Origin of the sequence: Neisseria mucosa (assembly GCA_003028315.1) — a bacterium.
GTDB lineage: Bacteria > Pseudomonadota > Gammaproteobacteria > Burkholderiales > Neisseriaceae > Neisseria > Neisseria mucosa.
The window spans coordinates 214,766-231,651 of sequence record CP028150.1 but is presented as its reverse complement, the minus strand read 5'-3'; the positions used below and the strand labels follow the sequence as shown (position 1 = coordinate 231,651).

Genomic DNA, 16,886 nt, shown 5'->3' with positions numbered 1-16,886 from the left:
AAAACATCCCGACCATCTGCAAGGACAAACCATGAAAACCATCCACATCCTGACACTTGCCGCACTCTCCTGCTTTTCCGCCCCAACCTTCGCCGCCGATGCCGCACAGATGGCGCAAGGGCAGAAAATTTACGAAACCAACTGCGCCGCCTGCCACGGTAAAAAAGGCGAAGGCAGAGGAGCAATGTTCCCGCCCCTGTTCCGTTCCGACTACATCATGAAAAAACCGCAGGTACTGTTGAACAGCATGCTCAAAGGCATCAACGGCCCGATCAAGGTTAACGGCAAACCCTACAACGGCTTCATGCCTGCAACAGCCATTAACGAAGCGGACGTAGCAGCAGTTTCGACCTACATTATGAATGCATTTGATAACGGCGGCGGCACCATCACCGAAAAAGATGTGAAAGCGGCAAAAGGCAAAAAATAACCGCTTCCGCACCCAAGAGGTCGTCTGAAACCATGCTTTCAGACGACCTCTGTTATAATCGCTCCGCTTTGCAACAAATGACTTCCCGATTCTGCCGCCCGAAGGACGGTGCTCCGACCATTAAGGATTTTGATGAATATGTTTACCCAAGCAGCCCAAGAATTGACCTCCGTCCGCGACATCCTGCGTTTCGCCGTCAGCCGTTTCAACGATGCCGGTTTGTTTTTCGGGCATGGCTCGGACAACGCGCACGACGAAGCCGCCTACCTCATCCTGCATACCCTCAACCTGCCTTTGGACACGCTGGAGCCCTACCTCGATGCTAAGCTGCTGCAAAGCGAGAAAGAAGAAGTGTTGGCAGTACTGGAACGCCGCGCAGTCGAACACATCCCCGCCGCCTACCTTACCCATCAGGCATGGCAAGGCGATTTCGATTTTTATGTTGACGAACGCGTCATCGTACCGCGCTCGTTTATTTACGAGCTGCTCGGCGACAGCCTCACCCCATGGATAGAGCATCCCGAATTGGTTCACCGCGCATTGGATTTGTGTACCGGCAGCGGCTGCCTCGCCATTCAAATGGCGCACCACTACCCTGCCGCTGAAATTGACGCCGTCGATTTGAGTTTGGATGCGCTGGAAGTAGCCGCCATCAACGTTGAAGATTATGGTTTGGAAGAGCGCATCAACCTGATTCACACCGACTTGTTCGAAGGATTGGAAGGCACATACGACCTGATTGTTTCCAACCCGCCCTACGTCGATGCCGAATCGGTCGATATGTTGCCCGACGAATACCTGCACGAACCCGAACTCGCCCTGGGCAGCGGCGAAGACGGCTTGGACGCCACCCGCCAAATCCTGCTGCACGCCGCCAAATACTTGAATCCCAAAGGCGTCCTGCTGGTCGAAATCGGGCACAACCGCGACGTATTGGAAGCCGCCTACCCCGAATTGCCGTTTACTTGGCTGGAAACCAGCGGCGGCGACGGATTCGTATTCTTACTGACCCGCGAGCAGCTATTGGGCGAATACTAACCCGTCCTTTTTCAAGCAGCATTAATATAAAAAGGTCGTCTGAAAACTTTCAGACGACCTTTTTTTCAACCGTTCAAGCGATTAGCAACATCTTCCGCCGTTTGCACCGCAGCGGCGTTTGCGACAATAGTCTTGAAATTGCAGCTCGGTCATGACGGGGGCGTTGGGATTATGTTTGCGTTGTTGTGCAACGTAGTTTTCATAATCGGGCACCCCTGCCATGAGGTTGGCGGTAAGTTTGGCGGTTTTCCACCAAGCAGCGAGTTTATGCTTCACTTTGTGCCTCCGGTTGTTTGCCGTCGCGGTACACCGCCGGAATTTCTTTGGCGGTTGACCAGCCGACTTTGCGTGCTTTCATAGCGGTACGCACACCGTAGATGGCAACGACGACGACGACGGAGAGGAACAATGCGGTCAGGCCGGCATTGATCTGGTCGTTGAAGATGATTTGCGACATCTCGCCGATGTCTTTAGCGGGCGCGAGGACTTCGTTTTTAGCCAATGCTTCGCTGTATTTGCCGGCATGGGCAAGGAAGCTGACGCGCGGGTCGCTGTGGAACAGTTTTTGCAGGCCGGCGTAGCAGGTTACAAACAGTACGCCGACGGCGGGAACGAGTGCCACCCAGACATAACGGTCGCGTTTCATCTTAATCAACACAACGGCACACATAATCAAGGCTACGCCTGCCAGCATTTGGTTGGCGATGCCGAACAAAGGCCAGAGCGAGTTGATGCCGCCCAACGGGTCGGTCACGCCGGTGTAGAGGAAGTAGCCCCACAATGCCACGGCGAAGAAGGTTGCAATCAGGTTGGCAGGGATGGAGTCGGTGTTGCCGAAAGGTTTGTAGAAGATACTGCCCAAGTCTTGAATCATGAAACGTGCGACGCGCGTACCGGCATCGACGGCGGTCAGGATGAACAAGGCTTCAAACAACAGGGCAAAGTGATACCAGAATGCCATCATGGCTTCGCCCGGAATCAGGCGGCTCATGATGTGTGCCATACCGACTGCGAGGGTAGGCGCACCGCCCGCACGGGACAGGATGGTGTTTTCGCCCACTTCCTTAGCGGTGTGCAACAGGGTTGCGGCATCGACAGGGAATTGCAGCTTGGTGGTAATCACTTCAGCGGCGGTATTGGCATCCGTACCGATCAGGGCGGCAGGGCTGTTCATGGCGAAGTACACACCGGGATCAAGCGATGCGGCAGCAGCAAGCGCCATAATGGCCACGAAACTTTCCATCAACATACCGCCGTAACCGATCATGCGGACGTGGGTTTCGTTTTCCAGCATTTTCGGCGTAGTACCGGAAGAAATCAGCGCGTGGAAGCCTGAAACCGCGCCACAGGCGATGGTAATGAAGAGGAACGGGAACAATGCGCCTGAGAATACAGGGCCGGAACCGTCGATAAAGTGGGTTACGGCAGGCATTTGCAGAGCAGGGCTGACGATGAGGATGCCGATGGCGAGTGCGACAATCGTACCGATTTTCAGGAAGGTAGAGAGATAGTCGCGCGGAGTCAGCAGCAGCCATACCGGCAATACTGATGCCACGAAGCCGTAAATCATAATCGCCCAAGTGAGCTGGATGCCGTCAAGGTCAAACCAGTGACCGATGGAGCTGTGCGCCACATTGTCGCCGTAAATGACCGCCAGCATCAGCAGGATAAAGCCGACGATGGAAATCTCGCCGATTTTGCCCGGACGGATATAGCGGGTGTAAATACCCATAAACAGAGCAATCGGCATGGTGGCGGCAATCGTAAACGTACCCCAAGGGCTGTGAACCAGTGCTTTCACCACAATCAGCGCCAACACCGCCATGATGATAACCATAATCATCAAAATACCGATGGACGCAATCACGCCGGGGACGGTGCCGAGTTCTTGTTTTACGATATCGCCCAAAGACTTACCGTCGCGGCGCATGGAGACGAACAAGACCATCATGTCTTGTACCGCGCCGGCAAACACTACGCCGAAGATAATCCACAGCGTACCCGGCAGATAACCCATTTGCGCAGCCAGCACGGGACCGACCAAGGGACCTGCGCCCGCAATCGCGGCAAAGTGGTGTCCGAACAATACGCCTTTGTGTGTCGGCACATAGTCCAAACCGTCATTGTGCCGCTCGGCGGGCGTGAGGCGGTTCGGATCAAGCTGCATCACATATTTGGCGATGTAGAGACTGTAAAAACGGTAAGCGATGCAGTACACCGACACGGCGGCGGTGACCATCCATACCGCACTGACCTGCTCGCCCCGACTGAGGGCCAAAGTGGTAAAGGACGCTACGCCGACCAAAACCACAATGCCCCAAATAAGGAACGTTTTGAGCGATTTCATTGTTTAATCCTTAAAATACAAGAGTGAGAATGTTCGGGTTCTTATTGTTGCGGGGGGACAAACTGCATCCCGAAGCATTTATGGAAGAAAAAAATGAAGCGATGATGGTGCGGGAACCCTGGCTTGAGATAATTAATAAACAAGGGAACTAAAGTCCTAGAATGTTAACTATTATCAAGCCTAGCGTAAGGTTAACACAATCCGATAACGTGCGGGCTAGATTTAACTCAAGCAATCGTCATTCATTACGATATTACCGCTTATTTTTTGACAGACTCTTTACAAATGCCATAAAGCCACACTGCCCGGTTACATATGGCTAAAAGGTTAACGCCACGCCATCCCAATTCAATCAGCCCCATAAACAAAAAGGTCGTCCCTTTCGGGTGGCAATATATAAGGTCGTCTGAAAACCAGTTTTCAGACGACCCCTATCTTTTTAAAACTCAATAATCTGCTTCAAATCAATCCGCTTCCAAAACCACTTTCATGGCTTGGTTTTCGGCGGCGTGTTTGAACACGTCGTAGGCTTTTTCCAATTCGCTGAATTTGAAACGGTGGGTCAGCATTTTGGTGTAATCGACGGAGCTGCTGGAAATTGCCTTCATCAGCATTTCGGTGGTATTGGCGTTTACCAAACCGGTTGTGATGGCGAGGTTTTTAATCCAGAGTTTTTCAAGTTTGAAATCAACGGATTGACCGTGTACGCCAACAACGGCGATATGACCGCCCGGTTTGACGATGTCTTGACACATATTCCATGTAGCGGGGATGCCGACGGCTTCGATGGCGCAGTCCACGCCGTCGTCGCCGACGATGGCAAAGACTTGTTTGAATACGTCGCCTGAAGCGGGGCTGATGGTATGGGTTGCACCCAGCTCTTTCGCCAGTTTCAAACGGTTTTCGTCCATATCGCAGACGATGATGGCGGCGGGGCTGTACAGTTGGGCGGTCAACAGGGCGGACATACCGACAGGACCTGCGCCTGCGATGAAGACGGTATCGCCGGGTTTGACATCGCCGTATTGCACGCCGATTTCGTGGGCGGTCGGCAAGGCGTCGCTCAACAGCAGGGCGACTTCTTCGTTGACATTGTCGGGCAGCGGAACAAGGCTGTTGTCGGCATAAGGCGTGCGGACGTATTCGGCTTGAGTGCCGTCGATCATGTAGCCCAAAATCCAGCCGCCATTACGGCAGTGTGAATAGAGTTGGATTTTGCAGTTGTCGCAAGTACAGCATTTGCTGACGCATGAAATAATGACTTTATCACCGACTTTGATGTTTTTTACAGCCTCGCCGACTTCTTCTACAATACCGATGCCTTCATGACCAAGAATACGGCCGTCGGCGACTTCAGGGTTTTTGCCTTTCCAAATACCCAAGTCGGTACCGCAAATCGTGGTTTTGACGATTTTCACCACCGCATCGGTCGGATCGATAATCTGCGGACGGGGTTTTTCTTCAAAACGGATGTCGTTTGCGCCGTGATAAACCATTGCTTTCATGCTGATACTCCTTGCTTGTTGATAAATGATTTCAATACTGCAATAAAGTCTCTTTATATGAGTTATATACCCCTAAAAAAAATAAGTCAATAAGAATTATTTTCACAATGTTATATCATAACATTTTGTTTTCAATATAAATAAAACCACTGATTGATATTAATGAACACACCCACCTCCTTCTCCGAACGGCTCATCCGCTGGCAAAAACAACACGGCAGGCACCACCTCCCTTGGCAGGTCAAAAACCCTTATTGCGTCTGGCTTTCCGAAATCATGCTCCAGCAGACGCAGGTCGCCACCGTGTTGGACTACTATCCGCGTTTCTTGGAAAAATTCCCTACCGTACAAGCACTTGCCGCCGCGCCGCAAGACGAAGTGTTGTCGTTGTGGGCGGGCTTGGGCTATTACAGCCGCGCGCGCAATCTGCACAAAGCCGCGCAACAAGTCGTCGAACAATTCGGCGGCACGTTTCCGTCGGAGCGCAAAGACTTGGAAACCCTCTGCGGCGTAGGCAGAAGCACCGCCGCCGCTATTTGCGCCTTTGCCTTCAACCGCCGCGAAACCATTTTGGACGGCAACGTCAAACGCGTGCTCTGCCGCGTATTCGCCCGCGACGGCAATCCGCAGGACAAAAAATTTGAAAACTCGCTCTGGACGCTTGCCGAAAGCCTGCTGCCGTCTGAAAACGCCGATATGCCCGCCTATACGCAGGGCTTGATGGACTTAGGCGCAACCGTGTGCAAACGAACAAAACCCTTGTGCCATCAATGCCCGATGGCGGACATCTGCGAAGCGAAAAAGCAAAACCGCATCGCCAAGCTGCCGCGCAAAAAAACCGCCCTTGAAGTGCAAACCCTGCCGCTTTACTGGCTGATTGTCCGCAACCAAGACGGCGCAATCTTGCTGGAAAAACGCCCCGCCAAAGGCATTTGGGGCGGGCTGTATTGCGTGCCGTGTTTTGAAAAATTAGACGAAACATACGCTTGCGCCGAAAAGCTCGGCATCGTTTCAGACGACCTTTCCGAGCACCCCGCCCTCACCCACCGCCTGACGCATCGTTTATTGATGATTACGCCGTTTGAAGCGCAAATTAGTTCGCCCGACACGCTGCCCCGTTCTGAAAACGCATCAAAAGATAACCGCTTCTGGGTGAAACCCGAAAATTTGGCGGATTACGGTTTGCCCAAACCGCTGGCAGATTATTTGAAACAACGGCAGCAGGCATTGTTTTAAAAATGCTTGAAAATCAGACACACAGCATCCAACTCTAAAACACAATAAACATACCCGCGCGTTATACAAACCTGCCCACGCCCGTCAGGAATCCCATGCACACACTCCCCCTGCTTACCCAACAGTTCGCCGAACTCTCGCCGTTTTTCTATTCCCGCGTTTCCCCTGAGCCACTGACCGCGCCCTACTGGGTCGCCTTCAACACCGATTTGGCGGCAGAGTTGAATCTGGATACAGATTTTCAGACGACCGCCAACCTTGCCTACCTCAGCGGTAACGCGCCGCAATACGCGCCCGCGCCCATTGCCGGTGTTTACAGCGGACATCAGTTCGGCGTCTATACCCCGCGTCTTGGCGACGGACGAGCAATCTTGATTGGCGACTCCGTCGATGCCGCGGGACAACGCCAAGAGTGGCAGCTCAAGGGCGCAGGCAAAACGCCCTACTCCCGCTTTGCCGACGGGCGCGCCGTCTTGCGCTCCTCCATCCGCGAATACCTCTGTTCCGAAGCCATGCACGGTCTCGGCATCCCCACGACCCGCGCCCTCGCCCTGTGCGGCAGCAATGACCCCGTTTATCGGGAAACCGTCGAAACCGCCGCCGTTCTGACCCGCATCGCCCCGAGCTTTCTACGTTTCGGCCATTTCGAATACTTCTATTACACCGGCCGCGAAGCCGAAATCCAACAACTTGCCGACTACCTCATCCGGCATTACTACCCCGACTGCCAAGATGCCGACAATCCCTACGCCGCCTTGTTGGAACAAATCCGAAACCGCACCGCCTATACCGTCGTCGCATGGCAAAGCGTCGGCTTCTGCCACGGCGTAATGAATACCGACAACATGTCCGCACTGGGGCTGACCATAGACTACGGCCCTTTCGGCTTCCTCGACGATTACGACCGCCGCCACGTCTGCAACCACTCCGACACCCAAGGCCGCTACGCCTACAATGCCCAGCCCTTCGTCGCCCATTGGAATTTCTCTGCCCTCGCCTCCTGCTTCGACACCCTCGTCCCACACGACACCCTTGAGCAACTCATCGACGGCTGGACAGAAGTTTTTCAGACGACCTATTTAGAGAAAATGCGCCGAAAACTCGGTTTGCAGCAAGCAGACAAAAGAGACGACGAAAGCCTTATCGCCGACCTCTTCACTGCCCTGCAAGATCAAAAAACCGACTTCACCCTGTTTTTCAGAAACCTGTCCGAAGTCAGCAATACACACGGCGAACCCCTCCCGCCCAAACTCGAACAAACCTTCAAAAACGGCGTTCCGCCCGCCTTCATCCGCTGGCTCGGACGCTACCGCCAACGCCTGCGTGCCGAAAACAGCGATCCCGCCGAACGCGCAATACGCATGAACCTGACCAACCCGCTCTACATCCTGCGCAACTACCTTGCCGAACAAGCCATCGCCCAAGCCAGAAACGGCGACTACCGCGAAATCGAACGCCTGCGCCGCTGCCTCGCCCGTCCCTTTGACGAACAGGCAGAGTTCGCCGACCTTGCCGAACCGCCGCCCGAAGGCAGCATTCCGGTTTGCGTCAGTTGTTCAAGTTGAATGAGATTTCCAACAAGGCAAAGGCGAAATCGCCCTATTCGGTCTGTAAGCCCCAAAAACTAAAAGGTCGTCTGAAAACCCAAATCGGTTTTCAGACGACCTTTTGACATTGCTCTAGCCGAAAACAATCGGCTTATTCGAAAATCAACGATGCTGCGGGTTGTAGCGGTTTTCCAAGCGCAGGAACACCCAGCCCAAGAAAGTCGTCATCAAGAGGTAAATCAGCGCGACGGTATAGAGCGGTTCTTCATAAACGGAATAGCGGCCGCTAATCGTACTTTGCACATAAGCCAGCTCCGCCACGGCGATAACGGACAACAGCGAGCTGTCTTTCAAAAGCGTAATAAATTCGCTGGCAAGCGGCGGCAGCATACGGCGCAACGCCTGCGGGAGAATCACATAGCGCATAGCCTGCGGATAAGTCAGACCCAGCGAACGCGCCGCTTCCATCTGACCGCGGTCGATGGACTGGATGCCCGCGCGGAAAATCTCGCAGATATACGCGCCGGAGTTGGCAATCAAGGCAAGCGAACCGGCAATCAGCGCGCCGTAAGAGCGTCGGATTTCCACCGCCTCGTCGCCGTTGATCAGCAAACCGTCGGTAGGATGGACGAAAAACGGGAACCAGACGTAAGACCAAATCACAATCTGCACAAACAGCGGCGTACCACGGAACAGCGTTACATACAGCAGCGAAACCTTACGCAAAACCCAAGCCAGCGCACGCATGGGCGCACCCGCCTTTTCCAGATGAATCAGGCGCGCCAGCGCGAGCAGCAGACCCAATACGGAGCCGCCTGCCGTCGCCACTACGGTCAAGCCCAGCGTAGTCAGCGCGCCGTAGAAAAACATCCAGCGGTATTCGTAAATAATGTCAAACCGAAAATCCATACTCGTCCGCCTGTCTAAAACTCCGGGAAACGGTTTGCGGCAGCCGCCCGATTCCCGAACATTGGAAAAATGAAACTCGATATTTTACAAGAAAATACATTCTTTGAATGCCTTTTTGTTAAATTAATCGGGTTGCCGTCCGTTTTTTACATTTCCCCGCCCGTCGCGCCTATCAGCTTATTATCACTCCGAAACCCGTTTTCCTCTGAAAAAACAACGCCAAACAATCCCGATATGCCGCCGCAAAATTGACCGTCCCGACAAAAAGGCGGATAATCCGCCCATCCTTAAACACCTTTTCAGACGACCTTTCCCCGTGATTCAAAAGGTCGTCTGAAACCTTTTATAAAGCTCGAACATGAAAGCACCCGAACTCCTCCTTCCCGCCGGCGGTCTCGAACGTATGCGCGCCGCCTACGATTACGGCGCAGACGCCGTTTATGCCGGCAGCCCGCGTTACTCCCTGCGCGCCCGAAACAACGAATTTGCCAAACTCGACGTCCTCGAGCAAGGCATTAAAGAAGCGCACGAGCGCAACAAAAAATTCTTTTTGACCGTCAACACCCTGCCGCACAATTCCAAACTCAAAACCTTCGTTGCCGACATGGAGCCGCTGATTGCCATGAAACCCGACGCGCTGATTATGGCGGATCCGGGTTTGATTATGACCGTGCGCGAAAAATGGCCGGAGATGCCGATCCACCTGTCCGTACAGGCGAACACCACCAACTACTGGGGCGTGAAATTCTGGCAGAACATCGGCGTCGAACGCATCATCCTGTCGCGCGAATTGAGCATGGAAGAAATCGCCGAAATCCGCCAAGAATGCCCCGACATCGAACTCGAAGTCTTCATCCACGGCGCATTGTGCATCGCCTACTCAGGCCGTTGCCTATTGTCGGGCTATTTCAACCACCGTGACCCCAACCAAGGCACCTGCACCAACTCCTGCCGCTGGGATTACAAAGTCCACAACGCCACTGAAAGCGATGCGGGCGACGCCCAGCTTCTGCAAGGCTTCAACTTTGAAAAAGCCCAAGAAGAAGCCAACCAAAACTTCGAAGGCATCAACGGTCAGAAACGCCACCCCTACGCCGACAAAGTCTTCCTGATTGAAGAGTCCAACCGCCCGGGCGAAATGATGCCGATTATGGAAGACGAACACGGCACCTACATCATGAATTCCAAAGACCTGCGCGGTATCGAAGTCGTCGAAAAACTCGCCAAAATCGGCGTGGACAGCCTCAAAGTCGAAGGCCGCACCAAGTCGCTCTACTACGTCGCCCGCGTCGCCCAGTCCTACCGCAAAGCGATTGACGACGCCGTCGCAGGTCGTCCATTCGACTACGGTTTGCTGAGCGAACTTGAAGGCCTCGCCAACCGCGGCTACACCAGCGGCTTCCTCGAACGCCACCAAACCCAAGACTATCAAAACTACCTCAGCGGTCATTCCACCGCCAAACAAAGCCAATACGTCGGACACGTTACCGAAATCGACGCCGAAGGCTGGGCAACGGTAGAAGTCAAAAACCGCTTTGCCGTCGGCGACACTTTGGAAATCATCCACCCCAAAGGCAACCAAACCGTCACGCTGGAACAAATGACCCGCAAAGGCGCAGCCGTCGAAGTCGCCCCGGGCAACGGCATCCAAGTCAAAATCCCGAATATGCAGGGCAAAGAAAAAGCCTTGCTGGCGCGGGTCATCAAATAATCATGAGGTCGTCTGAAAACTTTCAGACGACCTTTTGCCTTTCCTGCTCCGCTTCTTCTAAAATATCTAAATAAACGGTTTCAAAACATTCCTTCAATATTAATATATCCTTATTTTTTCATATTGATTTAACAAGAAAATTTCCTCTGCAATCTTTAATCGATAAAATATAAATGTTTTCAAAAATTAACGTATGCATGTAAGCCATTGATTCTTTAGTTAGTTGCTTCATGAATGGGGTGATTGGTTGAAAATCGGTATTGCTACGGTTTGCTAAGTAGGAAGTTATCAGATAAGGTGTACTACAAGCGGTTACATCCGTGAGTATAAAATTAATCAATAAGATAGTTGATTCAATATAAAACTGTTACATCTCACAACAAACGGAAGGCTCTCCCTCGACCGTTTGCACATCAAACCGTTTGCACACCAAACAGAAAGGAAAAAACCATGCTTCATTATGCAGTTATTTTCTTTGTTATCGCCATTATTGCAGCTGTACTGGGCTTCGGCGGTATTGCAGGCAGCGCGGCAGGTATCGCTAAAATCCTGTTTGTCGGTTTCCTGATTTTGTCAGTGTTGTCCCTGATTTTTGGCAAGAAAAAATAAAACTGACAAACAGATAAGGCGTAACCACGCTACCTTCTGAATGAACGTTTTTTAAAACAAAGGTCGTCTGAAATTTTCAGACGACCTTTCTTCATATTAAACCTTAATCTTCATACGCTTCCATCGGCGGGCAAGAGCAGACCAGATTCCGGTCGCCGTACACGTCGTCCACGCGGTTGACGCTCGGCCAGAATTTGTTTTCGCGCACGAAGGGCAGCGGGAAGACGGCTTCTTCGCGGGAGTACGGATGCGCCCACTCGCCGGTTACGTCGGCGGCGGTGTGCGGGGCGTTGACCAGCGGGTTGTCGTCTTTCGACCATTCGCCGCGTTCGACTTTCAGCACTTCCTGTTTGATTTGTTTCAGGGCGGCGATGAAGCGGTCGAGTTCGGCTTTGCTCTCGCTTTCGGTCGGCTCGATCATCAGCGTGCCGGCAACGGGGAAGGAGACGGTCGGGGCGTGGAAGCCGTAGTCCATCAGGCGTTTGGCGATGTCGGTTTCGGTGATGCCGCTTTCGGCTTTGAGCGGACGCAAATCGACGATACATTCGTGCGCGACACGGCCGTTTTTGCCTGTGTAGAGAACGGGATAGTCTTCGCTCAGGCGTTTGGCGACGTAGTTGGCGTTGAGCAATGCCCAGCGCGTTGCCTGCTCCATGCCTTGTTTGCCCATCATGGTCAGGTACATCCAAGTAATCGGCAGGATGGACGCGGAACCGAAGGCAGCAGCAGCAACGGCGGTTTGCTCGGCACTGGCGCTGTGCGTGTCGGTCAAGGTATGGCCTGGGGCAAACGGGGCGAGGTGGGCTTTCAATCCGATGGGACCCATGCCCGGGCCGCCGCCGCCGTGAGGGATACAGAAGGTTTTGTGCAGGTTCATGTGCAACACGTCCGCGCCGACTTCGGCAGGCTGCATGATGCCGATTTGGGCGTTGAGGTTGGCGCCGTCCATGTAAACCTGTCCGCCGTTTTCATGGATGATGCGGCAGATGTCGCGGATGCCTTCTTCGTACACGCCGTGGGTGGACGGATAGGTAATCATGATGGCGGACAAAGCGTCGCGGTGTTGTTCGGCTTTGGCTTTCAAATCGTCGATATTGACGTTGCCGTGTTCGTCGGTATCGACGACGACGACTTTCAAACCGAGCATGGCGGCGGTGGCGGGGTTGGTGCCGTGGGCGGATTTGGGAATCAGGCAGATGTTGCGCTGCGCTTCGCCTTGGGCTTCCTGATAACGGCGGATGGCGAGCATACCGCTGTATTCGCCCTGCGCGCCGGAGTTGGGCTGGAAGGAAATCGCGTCAAAGCCGGTGATGGCTTTCAGGCTGTTTTCCATGTCGGTCAAGAGTTCGCGGTAGCCCACAGTTTGGGCTTCGGGGGCGTAGGGGTGGATGTCGGAGAACTCCGCCCAAGTAATCGGCAGCATTTCGGCGGTGGCGTTGAGCTTCATGGTGCAGCTTCCCAGCGAAATCATGCTGCGGTTCATCGCCAAATCGCGGTCTTCGAGCTTTTTCAGGTAGCGCAGCATTTCGTGTTCGGTGTGGTAACGGTTGAACACGGGATGTTGCAAGATATTGTCCTGACGCAGGAATTCGGTTTTCAGACGGCCTTTGACGTCGTCTGAAAGCGTGAAGGTGTTGTTGCCCGTGAAGGCGTAGTACAACACGGCAAGGTCTTCGCGCACGGATGTTTCGTGGAAGGCGGCGGCGATTCGGGTGTCGCTGACGCGGCGCAGGTTGTAGCCCAGCTCTAAAGCGGTTTGGAACGCTTTGTCCGCTTTTTCTTTGCTGCCGAAATCAACGGCGACGGTATCGAAGAAGACTTCGTGAACCACTTTCAGGCCGTCTGAAGCCAGCGCGTCGGCAAAGGCGGAAGCCAGCGCGTGAATGCGGTTGGCGATGCGTTTCACACCTTCGGGGCCGTGATAGACGGCGTACATGCCCGCCAAGTTCGCCAGCAATGCCTGCGCGGTACAAATATTGGACGTGGCTTTTTCGCGGCGGATGTGTTGCTCGCGGGTGGACAACGCCATGCGCAGCGCGGGTTTGCCCGATGCGTCTTTGGATACGCCGATGATGCGGCCCGGGGCGGAGCGTTTGAACTCGTCTTTAAAGGCGAAATAAGCGGCGTGCGGCCCGCCAAAGCCCATCGGTACGCCGAAGCGTTGCGTGTTGCCCAACGCGATGTCTGCGCCCAATTCGGCAGGCGATTTCAGCAAAACCAAGCTCATGATGTCGGCGGCAACGGCAACAATCGTGCCTTTGGTTTTCAGACGACCTATAACGCTTTGCAAGTCTTGTACGTCGCCGTCTTTGCCGACGTATTGGAACAGCGCGCCGAAGTATTCTCCTTCATCCGCTTTGGCAAAATCGCCGACCACCAGCTCGAAGCCGAAATATTTGGCGCGGGTTTTCATCACGTCCAAAGTCTGCGGATAGACGCGCTCGTCCACAAAGAAACGCTCGGATTTCACCTTGCCCACGCGGTGCGCCATCGCCATCGCTTCGGCGGCGGCGGTCGCCTCGTCCAGCAAAGACGCGCCCGCCACGGGGAAACCGGTCAAATCGATACACACCTGCTGGAAGTTCAACAGCGCTTCCAAACGCCCCTGCGCGATTTCCGCCTGATACGGCGTGTAGGCGGTGTACCAGCCCGGATTTTCCAACACGTTGCGCAAAATCACGTTCGGCACGCGGGTCGGGTAATAGCCCAAACCGATATAGGACTTGTTGATCACATTTTTCGACGCAATGCCTTTCAATTTCGCCAATGCGTCCGCCTCGGTCAGGGCTTCGGGCAGGTCGAGTTCGGACGGCATACGGATGCTTTGCGGCACGGTGTTGCCGACAAATTCGTCCATACTCTTCTCGCCGAGCGCCTCCAAAAGCGCAGCCTCGTCGCCGAAACTCAAATGACGCGCGGCAAATTCATTGGGGTTGAACAGTTCGGATAGTTTCATTTCTACTCCTTCGGTGTTGTAGGAATCTGCCGTTGGGCAGGTGTTTTGATGTTTCAGACGACGTTTGGATTCGGGAGGTCGTCTGAAAACATTTATTTAAAAATAAATACGGTAAGTGATACCAAAAAACCGTTTTCAGACGACCTCTGTCCATTTCGGGCGGCATTCTAAAACTCCTTGATAAACCGGACAGCTTTCAATATGCGCACCGGACAGGTAGCCGGTGCTCATTAAAAATTCGCCGACGATTTCGCCGCCGACAAATTTGAAATGTTTTTTAAAGAGCTTCACCCACCCGGCTTTATCGAGCGGATGGTGCGCATCGAGCCAGTGTTTGAACGAGCCGTATTCCTGCTGCAACTTTTTGATTTGCCGTGCGTTGTAAATGGCGGCATTGATTTTCAGGCGGTTGCGGACGATGCCTGCGTCGGCAAGCAGGCGTTCGATGTCGGCTTCGTCGAATGCGGCGACAGCGTCGATGTCGAAATCTTTAAATGCAGCCCGAAACGCCTGTTGTTTCTTCAGCATCAACGTCCAGCTCAAACCCGCCTGATTGATTTCCAACACCAGCCGTCCGAACAACTCGTTGTCGTCTGAAATCGGAAAACCGTATTGCTTATCGTGGTAATGCTTGTTCGGATTGTCCGTATCGCTCGGAAGGGCGGCAATAAATTCGCAGTAATTCATGTTTTATCGGTCAAGCGAAACAAAGGTCGTCTGAAAACCTAAAACGGGGTTTCAGACGACCTTTCAAAATCAAAACGCGGCAATATGCCTGCCGCGCCATTTTAAAATCAATCCACTTCGCCCGCGTATTGTTCGGCGGTCAGCAGGCCGTCGTAGTCGGCAGGATTGGCAGGTTTGATTTTGAAAAACCAGCCTGCGCCGTAAGGGTCGCTGTTGGCGGTTTCCGGCGCGCTGGGCAAATCTTCGTTGACGGCGACGACTTCGCCTGCAATCGGCGCGTACACGTCGGACGCGGCTTTCACAGACTCAACCACACCGGCTTGTTCTTCGGCGGCAAGGTTCGCGCCGACTTCGGGCAGCTCGACGAACACGATGTCGCCCAACAACTCTTGCGCGTGGTGGGTAATGCCGACGGTAATCGTACCGTCTTCTTCAAGGCGCAGCCATTCGTGGCTGGCAACGTATTTCAGTTCGGCTGGGATGTTGTTGCTCATGGTTTGATTCTCCATTGGTTTTTTGGCTTAAAGAGTGAAGCCTTCGGATATGATCGACAGGCTGTTTTACGTTTGCTTTCAGACGACCTCTGTCAAACAAAGGTCGTCTGAAACCGCATCAATCAAACTGTTTCTGTCCGTTGCGTACAAACGGCAGCTTCAATACGCGCACGTCCACTTCCTTGCCGCGTATCAGCACTTTGGCGGTATCGCCGTCAAAATCTTTCGGTACGCGGGCGATGGCGATGGATTGTTTCAGGCTGGGCGAGAATACGCCGCTGGTGGTTTCGCCTTTGCCTTTGTCGGTCAACACTTCCATATGCGCGCGCAGGATGCCGCCTTTGTCGAGCAGCAAACCGACTTGTTTGACGGCAACGCCTTTTTCTTTCAATGCCAACAAAGCGGCTTTGCCGACGAAATCGCGGTTTTCGTCTTTCAAATCAACGGTCCAGCCCATGCCTGCTTCGAGCGGGCTGGTGTCGTCGTCCATATCGTTGCCGTAGAGGTTCATGCCGGCTTCCATGCGCAGGGTGTCGCGCGCGCCGAGGCCGCAGGGCTGTACGCCGGCTTGTTGCAGGGCTTTGAAAAATGCGACGGCTTCAGTGCCGGGCAGGATGACTTCGACGCCGTCTTCGCCGGTGTAGCCGGTGCGGGCGACGAACCAGTCGTTGCCCAAATCCGCGCCTTGGAACGGTTTGAGGTTGTGGACGACATCCGCCCATTCGGGTTTGACGGTCAGGAGTTTTTCAATGGCTTTAGGACCTTGCACGGCAAGCATACCGAGGTCGTAGCGCGGGTTGAAGGCGACACCGAATTCTTGTCCGACTTTGTGGAACTGGGCGGTGTCTTTTTCGCGGGTCGCGCCGTTGGACACGATGCGGTATTGGGTTTCGGCTTCGTTGGTGCGGTAAACAATCAAGTCGTCAATCACGCCGCCGTTTTCGTTGAGCAGCGCTGAATAAAGGGCTTTGCCGACGAAGGCGAGTTTGGCAACGTCGTTGGCAATCAGTTTGCGGAAAAAGGCTTTGGCGTTCGCTCCGGCGACGTCGGTAACGAGCATGTGGGATACGTCGAACATGCCTGCGTCGGTGCGCACGGCTTCGTGTTCGGCGATTTGCGAACCATAATGGATGGGCAACTCCCAGCCGGCAAAATCGACCAGCTTTGCGCCTGCATCTTGATGGGCTTGGTGAAACGGGGTGGTTTTCAGGGCAGTCATTCTCAGCTTCTCCGGATTTATTGTTCAGATGCCGTCCGCACATAAGCAGCGCGGAAGACCCTATCTGTCCTTGAACCTGAGATTTTCGGCATACCCGCTTGATGGCAAACCAGTCTGCTCACTGCTTTGCGCGGTTGTCTGAATGGTGGTTCAGACGGCCTTCTCCCCTTCGGTGGGTGCGATCGCACCGCTCTCCAG

15 protein-coding genes and 1 pseudogene are annotated in these 16,886 nt (G+C 53.8%); 8 read left to right on the top strand and 8 right to left on the bottom strand.

Going from position 1 to position 16,886, the window contains the following annotated elements; translation table 11 throughout:
• The first annotated feature begins 31 nt into the window (after positions 1–31).
• Entirely contained in the window at positions 32–430 is a 399-nt protein-coding gene (locus NM96_01170) for a cytochrome C (protein AVR78156.1), read from the top strand.
• Between the two features lie 126 nt (positions 431–556).
• Positions 557–1,468: a 50S ribosomal protein L3 N(5)-glutamine methyltransferase gene (locus tag NM96_01165; GenBank protein AVR80225.1), complete on the top strand. Its 912-nt coding sequence runs from the start codon at positions 557–559 to the stop codon at positions 1,466–1,468.
• Positions 1,469–1,549: 81 nt separating this feature from the next.
• Here NM96_01165 and NM96_01160 read toward each other — a convergent pair whose 3' ends face one another.
• The 3 genes from NM96_01160 to NM96_01150 form a co-directional block, all read right to left on the bottom strand.
• Positions 1,550–1,744, bottom strand: coding sequence for a DUF466 domain-containing protein (locus NM96_01160; protein ID AVR78155.1), 195 nt, complete (start codon positions 1,742–1,744; stop codon positions 1,550–1,552).
• Complete coding sequence (locus NM96_01155; protein AVR78154.1) at positions 1,734–3,815, bottom strand: carbon starvation protein A; 2,082 nt, start codon at positions 3,813–3,815, stop codon at positions 1,734–1,736. The genes NM96_01160 and NM96_01155 overlap by 11 nt, the downstream gene beginning before the upstream one ends.
• Before the next feature lie 464 nt (positions 3,816–4,279).
• Positions 4,280–5,320, bottom strand: coding sequence for an alcohol dehydrogenase (locus NM96_01150; GenBank protein AVR78153.1), 1,041 nt, complete (start codon positions 5,318–5,320; stop codon positions 4,280–4,282).
• 153 nt (positions 5,321–5,473) lie between these two features.
• Between NM96_01150 and mutY the strand changes: the two genes are divergently transcribed.
• Both mutY and NM96_01140 read left to right on the top strand, forming a co-directional pair.
• Positions 5,474–6,556 carry an A/G-specific adenine glycosylase gene (gene mutY, locus NM96_01145; GenBank protein ID AVR78152.1) on the top strand — a complete coding sequence of 361 codons (1,083 nt, stop codon included), beginning with the start codon at positions 5,474–5,476 and terminating at the stop codon, positions 6,554–6,556.
• A gap of 95 nt (positions 6,557–6,651) precedes the next feature.
• Complete coding sequence (locus tag NM96_01140) at positions 6,652–8,121, top strand: YdiU family protein (GenBank protein ID AVR78151.1); 1,470 nt, start codon at positions 6,652–6,654, stop codon at positions 8,119–8,121.
• 144 nt (positions 8,122–8,265) lie between these two features.
• Here the strand turns inward: NM96_01140 and NM96_01135 are convergent, their stop codons facing one another.
• Positions 8,266–9,012, bottom strand: coding sequence for an amino acid ABC transporter permease (locus NM96_01135; protein AVR78150.1), 747 nt, complete (start codon positions 9,010–9,012; stop codon positions 8,266–8,268).
• Positions 9,013–9,081: 69 nt separating this feature from the next.
• On the opposite strand from NM96_01135, the gene NM96_01130 reads away from it, so the two are divergent.
• From NM96_01130 to NM96_01120, 3 genes are all read left to right on the top strand, one after another.
• Positions 9,082–9,264 (top strand): hypothetical protein, encoded by a 183-nt coding sequence (locus NM96_01130; GenBank protein AVR78149.1) that lies wholly within the window; start codon positions 9,082–9,084, stop codon positions 9,262–9,264.
• A 106-nt stretch (positions 9,265–9,370) separates the two neighbouring features.
• Complete coding sequence (locus NM96_01125; protein AVR78148.1) at positions 9,371–10,723, top strand: U32 family peptidase; 1,353 nt, start codon at positions 9,371–9,373, stop codon at positions 10,721–10,723.
• Between the two features lie 450 nt (positions 10,724–11,173).
• Entirely contained in the window at positions 11,174–11,332 is a 159-nt protein-coding gene (locus NM96_01120; GenBank protein AVR78147.1) for a DUF1328 domain-containing protein, read from the top strand.
• Positions 11,333–11,435: 103 nt separating this feature from the next.
• On the opposite strand, the gene gcvP is transcribed toward NM96_01120, so the two are convergent.
• The 4 genes from gcvP to gcvT form a co-directional block, all read right to left on the bottom strand.
• Positions 11,436–14,288 carry a glycine dehydrogenase (aminomethyl-transferring) gene (gene gcvP / locus NM96_01115; GenBank protein AVR78146.1) on the bottom strand — a complete coding sequence of 951 codons (2,853 nt, stop codon included), beginning with the start codon at positions 14,286–14,288 and terminating at the stop codon, positions 11,436–11,438.
• A gap of 135 nt (positions 14,289–14,423) precedes the next feature.
• Positions 14,424–14,975, bottom strand: coding sequence for a DNA-3-methyladenine glycosylase I (locus tag NM96_01110; protein AVR78145.1), 552 nt, complete (start codon positions 14,973–14,975; stop codon positions 14,424–14,426).
• A gap of 107 nt (positions 14,976–15,082) precedes the next feature.
• Positions 15,083–15,469 carry a glycine cleavage system protein GcvH gene (gcvH, locus tag NM96_01105; protein AVR80224.1) on the bottom strand — a complete coding sequence of 129 codons (387 nt, stop codon included), beginning with the start codon at positions 15,467–15,469 and terminating at the stop codon, positions 15,083–15,085.
• Positions 15,470–15,587: 118 nt separating this feature from the next.
• On the bottom strand, positions 15,588–16,688 hold the full coding sequence (gene gcvT, locus NM96_01100) for a glycine cleavage system protein T (GenBank protein AVR78144.1): 1,101 nt from the start codon (positions 16,686–16,688) through the stop codon (positions 15,588–15,590).
• Between gcvT and NM96_01095 the strand changes: the two are divergent.
• Positions 16,659–16,864: pseudogene (locus tag NM96_01095) on the top strand (tRNA delta(2)-isopentenylpyrophosphate transferase). The gene gcvT and the pseudogene NM96_01095 sit on opposite strands and share 30 nt — an antisense overlap.
• Positions 16,865–16,886 lie beyond the last annotated feature (22 nt).